An 11,688-nucleotide genomic window follows, 5' to 3' on the forward strand; every position below is an offset into this window, starting at 1 on the left:
TCAACAACATCCCCGCCGCAAGTTAGCCATCCGGACTGGAACCAAGATCGTGGGGCAGGTCAAGTTGTCACCGATTCGTTCCTCACGCCTCATGACGTTCATTATCCGCTATATAGCGACTGTTCTAAAAACAGTCGTTAAGACTGATCTTGGGCAGACTTCTCGCTAACCAGGGAGGATGCGATTTTCGAGAGCGCTACGCCTTGGGCGTGCGGCGCAGCAGGTTGGCGAACCCCTTGACGATTATCGTGATGCGCTTCGCCGGCTTGTCGCTCTTGCCGAGGATCGTGATGTACACGAGGGGCGCGAGAACGAGGGCGATCAGGATGTTGGGGTTCACCTCCCCGAGCTTCTCGAGCAGCAGGTCGAGCATTCGAGCCTCCGCTGGGTGAGGGCGCGCGAGCGCGCCGGTGACACCACGCCTGGTGACGTGGTGAGCTGGAGCCGCGGACAATCCGCGGGGGTCTGAATAAGGAGGGGGCCGAGAGAGCGGATGGTGCTCAATCTGGGCACAAAAAAAGCCGGATAAGAATCCGGCGGCCTGACGCGCCCATAACAGGCACTTTCGAGTCTGAGTGTCATGGATCTTGGAGTTGGCTCCTCCTGTAGCATCGAAGCAGAAATTCAATGGTGAATAAGGATGCGAATGACCATAGGTACCAGTACCCCACTTTCTGTGCTCGCTATCGACCAAGGAACGAGTTCTACAAAGGCCGTCGCGATTGGTTTCGATGGACGAGTCCTCGGGCGGAGTTCGGTGCCGATCTCGCGGAAGGATCCGCGACCGGGCTGGGTGGAGCAGGACGCGATGGAGATCGCCGACAGCCTGCATCTTGCCGTGGCCGAGTTGCTCGGGGGGCTCGATACCGAAGTCGTGGGTTTGGGCATTAGCAACCAGCGGGAATCTGCCTTGGTCTGGCGGCGTAGCGACGGCCGGCCGATGGGCCCCGTGCTCGGATGGCAGGATCGTCGGACGGCCGCTCGGGTGCGCGAGGCTGAGCGGCGAGGGTGGCTCGACGTCGTCGAGGAGAAGTCCGGGCTTCCTCTGGATCCGATGTTCTCTGCCTTGAAATTGCAGTGGCTGCTGGATCAGGTCGACCCCGACCGAAGTCAGTCGCGCTCCGGGAAGCTTGCCGTCGGCACTGTGGACTCATGGATGGCCTTCGTGCTCACCGGAGAGCATCGTATAGAGATGGGCAACGCCAGCCGCACACAGTTGTTCGCCTTGGATGTCCTGGACTGGGACGACCAGCTCCTCGAGATCTTCAACGTGCCCCGGGCCTGCCTGCCCGAGGTGTTCGCTTCGAACGTGCCGACCGCCCCGGTGCGCGGGCTTCCCGGTATCCGTGATGGTGTGCGCATCTACGGAGCCCTCGGTGACTCGCACGCTGCACTGTTCGCTCATGGTGCTCGCACGCCCGGCGATGTCAAGGCCACCTACGGCAGCGGAAGTTCGATCATCGGCCTGGCAGGAGACCGCGTGCCGCGTGCATCCGGACTCGTGCGCACCATCGCCTGGAGCACGGATGTGCCGGCCTACGCCTTCGAGGGCACCGTTCTGTCCACGGGGGCGACCCTGCTCTGGCTCGCCCAGCTGCTCGGCACCGACCCGGCCGGCCTCAGTGCGCTGGCGCAGAGCAGTGAGGCGCAAGACCATGTCGATCTGATCCCGGCGTTCGCGGGTCTCGGTGCGCCCTACTGGGACGACGACGCAGTGGCGCTCGTCTGCGGCTTCGGCCTGGGCACGAGTCGAGCCGAGCTGGCTCGTGCAGCCTTCGAATCGATCGCTCTGCAGACGGAGATGCTGTTCCGCTGTGTCGCTGATGCCACTGGCGAGCAGGTCGGCCGCGTCCTGGTGGACGGTGGCCCGACGCAGAACGACTGGTTGATGCAGTTGCAGGCAGATCTGAGTCAGCGCACGGTTTCGCGCAGCAATGTCGCTGAACTCTCCGCTCTCGGTGCGGCTCATTTGGCCGGGGTGTCGTCGGGGTTCTGGACCAGCGAAGAGTGCATTACGCTCGCCAAGGATGTGTCTACGTTCGTTCCGGCGATGGATCCGCTTGTGGCCGCGGCTCGGCGCGAGCGCTGGCGGTCGGCCGTGGAGCGGTCACGATTCCAACCGTCGGGTGGGGGCCCTTCCGACGCCGTGTCCGATCCGGGAAGTGGTGACGCCGCGCCGGCCGGCACCGTCGCTGTAGGGTGACCGGTGATGCAATCCAGAGATCCGCTGTCCCTGATCGTCCACGCGGCTCAGCTCTACCATGAGCAAGGGCTGACCCAACCCGAGATCGCCGAGACGCTCGGCGTCTCGCAGTCGCGCGTCTCGCGCTGGTTGAAGGATGCGGTCGAGCGCGGCATCGTGCGAACCGTCGTGTTTCCGCCACAGGGGGTCTTCCCCGAGATCGAAGGGCGCGTGCGAGACCGTTACGGCTTGCGTCACGTGGTGGTGGCGGATGCCCGTGGCGATGAGCAGGCCATCCTCCCGGCCCTCGGAAGCGCCGCATCCATCTATCTCGAGTCCACCCTGGCCAGTGGCGCGCGGGTCGGCATCTCGTCCTACTCGGCCTTCGTTAAGGCGGCCGTCGAATCTATGATGCCGTTGCGCAAACGCAGGCTCGACAAGATCGTGCAGGTGATGGGGGGTGTGGGTCGTCCCGACGTGCAGATCCTGGCCACCCAGACAGCGGATCGCTTCGCGCGGCTGACGGGCGCAGACCCGGTCTTCCTCCCCGCTCCGGGCGTCGTGTCGCAGGCGGCCACCCGTGAGGCACTCTTCAAAGACGACCTCGTGCACGTGGTGGCCCGGGAATGGAACGCCCTCACCGACGTCCTCGTGGGCATAGGAAGCCTCACGCCATCGCCCCTGATCGAGAGCTCGGGGAATGCCGTACCGGAGGCGGACATCGCTCGGCTTCGCTCTCTGGGTGCCGTCGGGGACGTCGCGATGCGATTCTTCGCCGCAGACGGCTCCCGGATCATCTCGGAACTCGACGAGCGGGTGATCGGCATCAGCGCCGACCAGTTGCGCGCGGTGCCGCGTCGGATCGGCATCGCCGGTGGAGCACGCAAGCTCGAAGCCGTCCGTGCCGCGGTCTCCGGTGGGTGGATCGACGTGCTGATCACCGACGCGGAGACCGGCGAGGCGCTCGCCCGATAGCGATGCCGATTCTCGGCGCCTGCGAGGCACCGCGTTCTTTGCTATCGTGAATATGAATAGAACAGCAACTCTGCATAGGTATGCACGACAATGATGTCTCACATGAAGGAGAAGGTTGATGACGCATCCACTCGGTGCCGACGACCTGCTCGAGGCCCAGCGGAGGATGCTCCGCATCCGTCGCTTCGACGAGCGGGCTTCGAAGATGGTCAAGCGGGGCCACATCCCGGGCACGGTCCATACCAGCATCGGTCAGGAGGCGCAGGTGGTCGGATCGACCATGGCGCTCGGGCCGAGCGATTACATGAGCGGAAATCACAGGAGCCACGGACACCCGATCGGCAAAGGCGCTCCTCTGGGGCCTCTGATGGCGGAGCTTGTCGGCAAGGCGACCGGTGTCTGCAAAGGCAAGGGGGGTTCGCTGCATCTTGCGGACTTCGCCGTGGGAAGTCTCGGTGAGTCGGGAATCGTGGGGTCGTCCATCCCTATCGCCAACGGCGCCGCGCTGTCCTCCAAGGTGCTGGGCAACGGCCGGGTTGCCCTGGCCTTCTTCGGCGATGGAGCGGCAAACCAGGGCGTGCTCTACGAGTCGATGAACATGGCGGGAGTGTGGAAGCTCCCGATGATCTTCCTCTGCGAGAACAATCAGTACGCGCTCAGCACGCCGGCTAACACCGTGACCTCGGGAATCATCGCAGAGCGGGCGTCGGGCTTCGGTATGCCTGGTGTGCGCGTGGAGAACGGTCAGGACTTCCTGGCCGTGTACGACGCCGTGAAGAGCGCCGTCGACCGGGCCCGCGCCGATGAAGGACCCACGCTCGTCGAAGTGGTGACCTATCGCTACAACGAGCACTCCGAGGGCCTTCGGCTCGGAACCGACTACCGGAACCAGGAGGAGAGGGCGGACTGGCTCCGGAAGGACCCGATCGCGCTGTTCCGCGAGACGTTGCTGCAGCGCGGCTTCACGCCCGGGCAGCTCGACGAACTCGAACGCGAGGTGGACGCGGAGGTCGATGCGGCTGTGAAGTTCAGTGACGACAGCCCTTACCCCGATCCGTCGGTCGCGTTCGAGGATCTCTACACCGACGAGGAGTACGCAGCATGACGGTCATGAGCTACCTCGGCGCCATCGGCGCCGCACAGCGTGAGGCGATGGATGCCGATGACCGTGTCATCATCATCGGCGAAGACGTGGAGGCGAACGTGTATGGCACCACCGGTGCCGGCAAGTCCCGTACCGACAAGGGCGACTTCTTGCAGATGTACGGCAAGAACCGCATCAGGAACACTCCGATCTCCGAGGAGGGAATCGTCGGTGCCGCCGCGGGTGCGGCGATGACCGGTCTTCGTCCGATCGTGGATCTATCCTACTCGAGCTTCCTGTATATGGCGATGGACCAACTGGTCAACCAGGTCGCCAAGAACCGCTACATGTTCGGCGGCCAGGCCTCGATGCCGGTCGTGTTCCGCTCCGCGATGTTCTACGGGCTCAACACGGGGGCGCACCACTCCGACCGACCGTACCCAATGTTCATGAACGTACCCGGATTGAAGATCATCGCCCCGGCCTCACCGGCCGACGCGAAGGGTCTCCTACGGTCCGCCATCGACTCCGACGATCCCGTGCTCACCTTCGAGGCCTGCCTTCTCTGGGGAATGAAGGAGGAGGTCGACGAGAGCGCATTCCACATCCCGCTCGGCGTCGCTCGCACCGTGAGAGAGGGCACGGATGTCACCGTGGTCGCGATCTCGAGCTCTGTGCCCGAGGCCGTGGCCGCAGCGGAACTGGTGCAGGAGAAGCGCGGCATCTCCGTCGAGATCATCGATCCGCGCACCCTGGTTCCGCTGGATCGCGACGCCATCCTGCGTTCGGTCGCCAAAACGGGTCGCCTGGTGATCGCGGAGCCCGCGCATCGCACCTGCGGTGCCGCTGCGGAGATCTCGGCACACGTGGCCGAGCAGATCTTCGACGAGCTGAAGGCACCGATCGTCCGGGTGACGGCACCTGACATGCAGATCCCGTTCAGTCCCGCCCTGGAGAAGCAGATGTATCCGACCAAGGAGACCATCGCGTCGGCCATCGAGAAGGTCGCGCTGCCGTGACGCGCTCGCGCTGATGGCGACATCCACTGTGCGGTAAGCACACAGAGAGACAACACGAGAGAAGGAGAGACCATGGCACGAATCGATGTGCTGCTGCCCCAATGGGGAATGGGAATGAGCGAGGGTGTGATCGGTACCTGGCTGAAGGCCGTCGGCGACTCGGTCGTTGAGGACGAACCGTTGGCTGACATCGAGGCCGAAAAGGTCGAGGAGACCCTGGAGTCGCCGGCGACTGGCATCCTGGTGGAGATCCTCGCGGCCGAAGGGGACACGGTGTCGGTGCGCACCGTCATCGCGATTATCGAGACCGGTGACTGAGGCGCCCCCCGGTCCTCAGGGCACGGAGGAGGGCACCTCCGTGCCGCTGACCGGAATCCGAAAGGCCGCCGCGAAGCAGATGGTCGCGGCGTGGGCGGCCCCGGCGTTTCATCTCAGCACCGGTGTCGACATGACCGAGGCGTTGAAGGTGCGCGAGACGATCGCTGGCGCGACAGTGACCGACGTGATCATCCGTGCCTGCGCTGCAGCGCTCGTGCAGGTGCCGGAGATGAACGCGTGGTACGAGGATCTCTCCACCCGACGTTTCGCCCAGGTGAACATCGGTGTAGCGGTGGCCACTGAGGCCGGACTCACCGTGCCGGTCATTCACGATGCGAGTGCTCTCGATCTCGCGGAGATCGCGGAACGCCGACGCGACGCGGTGCAGCGCGCCCGTCACGGAGCGCTCAAGTGGGCCGACGTCTCTCGGGGAACGTTCACGATCTCGAATCTGGGAATGCGGGACATCGACTCTTTCGACGCGATCCTGAATGTTCCGCAGGTGGCAATTCTCGCGGTGGCCGCAACGCGTCCGACTCCAATCCCTGATGGGGAGAGGGGAATGCGCTGGCGGTCGGTCGCGCAACTCACCTTGAGTTGCGACCATCGGGCTGTCGATGGTGCCGCGGGAGCCGCGTTCCTCGAAGTCGTCAAGGCGGGTATCGAAGCTCCGATCGCTCGCCCGGGCGGCTGAACGCGGCGGTCCCCGTGGCGCATCATGGAGTGGCGGCGCGGGTCGTGGAGGTGACGGGCTCCACGGGCGGAGGAGCGAAATCCGACCTCGCGGGGGCCCGTCGCCTCCTGGCCTTGGCCGAATCGCTCCCACCTGATGTCCTGCTCGTGCGAAGCTACGTACCCGAGCCCACGGCGGCGTTCTCGGCGAAGGAAGCGGCCCACCCGGCCTTCGCCGAAGCGGTCGGCCTCGCGAGGGCCATGGGCTTCGAGCCGGTCCTGCGGCCGGCCGGTGGCACCGTGGCGCTCTACGGGGCGGAGTCGATCGTCTTCGACGCCGTCTGGGCGCAGCCGCTCCCGCACGGCTCGAGTCTCGGCACGTATCGTCACGGCGGTCGGCTGATCACGGACGTCTTGGGCGAGTGGGGCATCGACGCTCGAGTGGGATCCGTGCCCGGCGAGTACTGCCCGGGCGAGCACAGTGTGAATGCGCGCGGTGAAGTGAAGCTCGTGGGGGTCGCCCAACGGGTCACCTCGCGGGCACGGCTCTACTCGGCCGTCGTCGCGGTCGAGTCGTCGGCCTACCTCGCAGTGTCGCTGGCCGACCTCTATCGATTGCTCGGGTATCCCTTCGACGAACTCAGTTCGGGCTCCCTGAGGAATGAAGGCGCGGTGGCGAGCGGACCATCCGTGGGTCGCGCGCTCGTGACGGCCTTCGGAGCGGGAGAGTCGACGATGTCTTTGCGTGCGGCCGAGCGGGGCGAGCTCCTAGCGGCGTGGTCGGCTTGACAGCCACGCACTCGCGTGGAAGGCTGATCGCGGCCGATTCAGAGTTGAATAAATATGCAGATGCGTAGCGGGTATGACCGTCTGTCCAGGTTCGGTCGATGCACTCAGCGGAGAGTGAAGAGAGGTAACGATGTTCTCAACCGGTGTCTCAGAGATGTTCGCGGGACGATTCGCCGATAGGCGAATCGTGGTGACAGGCGCCTCGCGGGGGATGGGGTACGCGATCGCCACGGCGTTCGCCGAGGCCGGCGGGCGTGTTCTGCTCATCGACCGCGACACGGCGGTCGATGATGCGGCCGCGCGTCTCGTAGCTCAGGGCTTCGACGTCACGGGCGCGGTGGCCGACGTCACCGACGAGCGTCGTGTGGCCGAGGTTATCCGGTCCATCGGCGAGCGGTGGAGTGCCATCGATGTGCTGGTGAATAACGCCGGGGTCATCAGTGTCGAATACCTCGCGGAATTGAGCACCGCCGAGATCGAGAGGGTGCTCGCGGTCAACACGGTTGCACCGCTCGTGCTCGCCCGCGAAGCGCTGCCCTGGCTGCGCAAGAGCACCGACGCCGTCGTCCTCAACGCGGCCAGCGCTCAGGCGCGAAAAGGCTTCATCTACACGCCGCACTACGCCGCCAGCAAGTTTGGCGTGATGGGCCTCACGCAGTCGCTGGCCATCGAACTCGCGCCGGAGAACATCCGGGTGAACGCCTACTGCCCCGGCATCGTCAAGACCGACATGTGGGGGTACCTCGATGGGGCATGGGCCGAAAAGCTCGGCGACTACTCTCCGGGTCAACTCATCGACGAGTGGATCGATGCGATCCCGCTCAAGCGCCCGGCCGAGGAGTCGGACGTGGCGAACCTCGTGCTCTTCCTGGCTTCCGACGCCGCTCGATACATCACCGGCCAGACGGTGAACATCGACGGCGGAATGCAGATGAACTGACCGGCACAAGCCGGTCGACGACCAACCCGACGATGGAGTCCCGATGACCACCACCACCGCTGCTGCCAGCCCCAGATCCGCCCGGACGGGGGGCGCTACGCGCCTCGCAGAAGGACGCTCGCCGTTGCGGCGGGCTCTCTCCGGAGCGGGAGGACCGTTGATCGGCCTGATCGTGCTGTTCGTGCTGCTGTCGATCTTCGCCCCGAACTTCCTCACGGCACGTAATCTCATCAACGTCGTCGACCAGGTGACTGTTCTGGGCATCCTCGCGCTGGGAGCGACGGCCGTGATCATCACGGGTGGCATCGATCTCTCGGTCGGGGCCGTCCTGGCGCTCTCGACGATGGTGCTGGGGGTGCTCTCGCACACGGCGGGGGCGCCGCTGTGGCTCGCGATGATCGCAGCGGTCGCCGTCGGTGGCCTCGCCGGAATGGTGAACGGCCTGGCGGTGAGCATCGCCCGCCTACCTCCCTTCATCGCGACCCTCGCGATGATGTCGGCCGCTCGGGGCCTGGCGAATCTCCTGACGGACGGGCAGCAGATCACTGGCTACCCCGAATGGTTCTTCGACCTCTCCTCGCAGCGCTATCTCGGCCTGTTCTCGATCACTGCGATCGCGCTCGTCGTGCTGTACGTGATCGGCTGGGCGTGGCTGAAGTACCGCGCGAGCGGCCGGGCCGTATACGCCGTCGGTGGCAACCCAGAGGTCGCCCGGCTGGCAGGAATCAAGGTCAAATCGGTCGTCACCTGGGTCTACGTCGCGGCCGGAGTCCTGGCCGGGCTTGCGGCCCTGGTGCAGGCCAGTCGCCTCGATTCGTCACAACCGAGCGCCGGCACCGGAATCGAGCTCGACGTGATCGCCGCCGTCGTCATCGGCGGAGCTAGCCTCGCCGGTGGATCAGGCCGCGTCGTCGGCACGATCATCGGCGTCCTCATCATCGGCGTGCTGCACAACGGCCTGAATCTGCTCGGTGTCTCCTCGTTCGTCCAGCAGATCATCATCGGTGTCGTGATCGCGGGAGCAGTGCTCACCGATACGTTGCGCCGGCGGCGGACCTGAGCGAACCCATCTCCCTGCAATCAACCCAACAAGACGGACACCGTGCCGTCGATCGAAAGGAACAAAGATGTTTCGACCACGCAATTCCCTGAAGCGACTCGGCGTCGGCCTCGCGGCACTCACCGTCGCGGTGACCCTCGGCGGCTGCGCAACGGGTGGCGCAGACGATTCCGGCGAAGGCACGCTGAAAGTGGGCCTGGCCGTGCCTAATCAGCAGTCGCCGTTCTTCGTGGCCATCCGCCAATCCCTCGAAGCCGAAGCGAAGGCCGAAGGCGTCGATGTGGTCTTCGCGGACGCGAAGAACGACTCCGATGCGCAGGTGAGCCAAATTCAGGACTTCATCACGCAGGGGGTGGACGCCATCGTCTACATCCCGGCTGGTGCGACGGCGGCAACCGTGCCTGTTCGCTCGGCGAAAGAGGCCGGCATTCCCATCGTGACGGTCGACCGGAACCCCGATGGAGCCCCGGGCGACACTTTCATCGCCACCGACAGCGTCTCGGCCGCCGAGGCGCTCGGGGAATGGGTGGTCGAGCAGACCGGTGGTCAGGGCGAGCTCGGCATCATCCAGGGCCAGGTCGGCACGACTCCCGAGCAGGCCCGCGACGAGGGATTCCAGGAAGGAATCGCAGGAAGCGACATCGTCGAGGTCGCACGTCAGGCATCCACCGCCTGGCTGCAAGATGAGGGCTACGACATCGCGTCCGACATGCTGCAGGCTCACCCCGACATCACCATCCTGTTCGGACGCGCCGACGGTCTCGCGCTCGGTGCTGCTCAAGCCGCCCAGAACGCGGGACTGGAAGAAATCCTCGTGGTGGGCTTCGATGGAGATCCCTCGGGCCTCCAAGCAGTGGCCGACGGCGAGCTGGGGGCCACGATCACTCAGCAGACGACGCTCATGGGTGCTCTTGCGCTCGACTCCGCCGTCAAGCTGATCGCGGGTGAGGAGGTGCCTGCCGAGCAGCTGCAGGACGGCATCCTGACCACCAAGGACAACGTGCAGGACTTCATCACCACCCACCCCTAGGCCGAGAGGGCCGCGGTCGATACGCGGCCCCCTCGATCTCGCAACGACGGAGCAGTCATGACCAGCCCCACGCACGACAGGATCCTCGAGGTTCGAGGCATCTCCAAGACCTACCCGGGCACCGTTGCCCTCGAGCACGTCGACCTGGACATCCACCCCGGGGAGGTCGTCGCCCTGCTGGGCGAGAACGGGGCAGGCAAGTCCACGCTCTCGAGCATCATCGCCGGTGTCACCGTTCCATCGACCGGCTCCATGCGCTGGGGCGGTGAGGACTATGCACCGGGATCTCCGGCCGACGCCATCGCCGCGGGCATCGGGCTCATCCATCAGGAGATGCGACTGCTTCCCGAGTTGACGGTGGCCGAGAACGTGGTGATCGGGCGGTGGCCGACACGCCGGGGATTCGTCGATGCGAAGGCCATGCGCTCGCGAGCCGAGGCCCAACTGGCCCGGCTCGGATTCACCGGCACGATGGACCAGCGCGTCTCCGAGCTGAGTGTGGCAGGCCAGCAGCAGGTCGAGATCGCGAAGGCGCTGCTCCTGGACGCCTCCATCCTGATCCTCGATGAGCCCACCGCCGCGCTGGGGCAGGACGAGACGGATGCGCTCTTCGCGTGCATCAGAACCTTGCGTGCGGAGGGCGTCTCGTTCGTCTACGTCAGTCATCGTCTCGCCGAGATCGCGCAGATCGCCGACCGGATCGTCGTGCTGCGCGACGGATCCGTCATCTCGCAGCACGAGAACGGCGAGGTGCCACCTGCCCAGCTCGTTCGCGAAATGGTGGGACGGAGCGTCGACCGGTTGTTCCCGACGATCGATGTCCCGCGCGAGCGGGTGGTGCTGTCCGTGCGCGGACTCCGCGACGGTGCTGGTCGCTTTGAGGACATCGACTTCGACGTACGTGAAGGCGAAGTCTTCGGGATCGCCGGCATCGTCGGCTCCGGTCGCACCGAGCTGGTGCGATCGATCGCAGGATTGGAGGCGCGCGAGGCCGGGTCGGTGACGGTCGACGGCGCGACGCTTCACGCCGACCGGCCACGGGAGGCCATCCGTGCCGGCGTCGTCATGATTCCCGAAGATCGGAAGAACCAAGGAGTCATCCTCACCGAGAGCGTGGAGAGCAACATCGCACTGAGTAATCTCGCGAGTCTCGCGCGCGGAGGCTGGGTTGCGCCGAAACGGGTGCGGGCTTTCGCCCGAGACACCGTGAAGTCATTCGGGATCAAGGCCATGCCCGCGCAAACCGTGGGTTCGCTATCAGGGGGCAACCAGCAGAAGGTCGTTCTCGGCAAATGGCTCGCCCGGAAGACACGCGTCATCATCCTCGACGAGCCCACCCGAGGGATCGACGTCGGAGCCCGCGCCTCCATCTACGAAATCGTCCAGCGTCTGGCACATGAGGGCAACGCGATCGTGGTGGTGAGCTCCGACCTCGACGAGGTGATCGGATTGTCCCACCGGATCATGGTTCTGGCGGCGGGACGAAACGTCGGAGTACTCGACGACGGTCACATATCGGCAGAGGCAATCATGAAATACGCCACGGGTGCGGACTACCTGCCGGCTGTCGTAGACGTGTCTGCATCGTGAACGCGCGGGGCCTGTTCTCCCTCGAAGGA

Annotated in this window: 12 protein-coding genes; 11 read left to right on the forward strand and 1 reads right to left on the reverse strand. The window is 65.3% G+C overall.

Annotation, left to right across the window (positions count from 1 at the left end; all coding sequences use genetic code 11):
• Positions 1-196 precede the first annotated feature (196 nt).
• A complete protein-coding gene (locus N1031_RS20160; protein ID WP_259481743.1) occupies positions 197-373 on the reverse strand; it encodes a hypothetical protein in 177 nt (58 codons plus the stop codon).
• Positions 374-646: 273 nt separating this feature from the next.
• Between N1031_RS20160 and N1031_RS20165 the strand changes: the two genes are divergently transcribed.
• From N1031_RS20165 to N1031_RS20215, 11 genes are all read left to right on the forward strand, one after another.
• The gene (locus N1031_RS20165; RefSeq protein WP_259481744.1) at positions 647-2,203 is read left to right on the forward strand and encodes an FGGY-family carbohydrate kinase; all 1,557 of its coding nucleotides are present in this window, start codon (positions 647-649) and stop codon (positions 2,201-2,203) included.
• 6 nt (positions 2,204-2,209) lie between these two features.
• On the forward strand, positions 2,210-3,157 hold the full coding sequence (locus tag N1031_RS20170; RefSeq protein WP_259481757.1) for a sugar-binding transcriptional regulator: 948 nt from the start codon (positions 2,210-2,212) through the stop codon (positions 3,155-3,157).
• A gap of 118 nt (positions 3,158-3,275) precedes the next feature.
• Positions 3,276-4,262 carry a thiamine pyrophosphate-dependent dehydrogenase E1 component subunit alpha gene (locus tag N1031_RS20175; RefSeq protein WP_259481745.1) on the forward strand — a complete coding sequence of 329 codons (987 nt, stop codon included), beginning with the start codon at positions 3,276-3,278 and terminating at the stop codon, positions 4,260-4,262.
• Positions 4,259-5,260, forward strand: a complete 1,002-nt coding sequence (locus N1031_RS20180; RefSeq protein WP_259481746.1) for an alpha-ketoacid dehydrogenase subunit beta — start codon at positions 4,259-4,261, stop codon at positions 5,258-5,260. Before N1031_RS20175 ends, N1031_RS20180 begins: the two co-directional genes overlap by 4 nt.
• Before the next feature lie 72 nt (positions 5,261-5,332).
• Positions 5,333-5,578, forward strand: a complete 246-nt coding sequence (locus N1031_RS20185) for a lipoyl domain-containing protein (RefSeq protein ID WP_259481748.1) — start codon at positions 5,333-5,335, stop codon at positions 5,576-5,578.
• A 40-nt stretch (positions 5,579-5,618) separates the two neighbouring features.
• The gene (locus N1031_RS20190; protein WP_259481749.1) at positions 5,619-6,272 is read left to right on the forward strand and encodes a 2-oxo acid dehydrogenase subunit E2; all 654 of its coding nucleotides are present in this window, start codon (positions 5,619-5,621) and stop codon (positions 6,270-6,272) included.
• 14 nt (positions 6,273-6,286) lie between these two features.
• The gene (locus N1031_RS20195) at positions 6,287-7,039 is read left to right on the forward strand and encodes a lipoate--protein ligase family protein (protein ID WP_259481751.1); all 753 of its coding nucleotides are present in this window, start codon (positions 6,287-6,289) and stop codon (positions 7,037-7,039) included.
• 154 nt (positions 7,040-7,193) lie between these two features.
• Positions 7,194-7,979 carry an SDR family NAD(P)-dependent oxidoreductase gene (locus N1031_RS20200; protein WP_259481758.1) on the forward strand — a complete coding sequence of 262 codons (786 nt, stop codon included), beginning with the start codon at positions 7,194-7,196 and terminating at the stop codon, positions 7,977-7,979.
• Positions 7,980-8,022: 43 nt separating this feature from the next.
• Positions 8,023-9,039, forward strand: coding sequence for an ABC transporter permease (locus N1031_RS20205; protein ID WP_259481752.1), 1,017 nt, complete (start codon positions 8,023-8,025; stop codon positions 9,037-9,039).
• Positions 9,040-9,106: 67 nt separating this feature from the next.
• A complete protein-coding gene (locus tag N1031_RS20210) occupies positions 9,107-10,069 on the forward strand; it encodes a substrate-binding domain-containing protein (protein WP_259481754.1) in 963 nt (320 codons plus the stop codon).
• Between the two features lie 57 nt (positions 10,070-10,126).
• Complete coding sequence (locus N1031_RS20215; RefSeq protein WP_259481756.1) at positions 10,127-11,659, forward strand: sugar ABC transporter ATP-binding protein; 1,533 nt, start codon at positions 10,127-10,129, stop codon at positions 11,657-11,659.
• Positions 11,660-11,688 lie beyond the last annotated feature (29 nt).

The sequence above is a fragment of the Herbiconiux moechotypicola genome (assembly GCF_024979255.1).
Classification (GTDB): domain Bacteria; phylum Actinomycetota; class Actinomycetes; order Actinomycetales; family Microbacteriaceae; genus Herbiconiux; species Herbiconiux moechotypicola.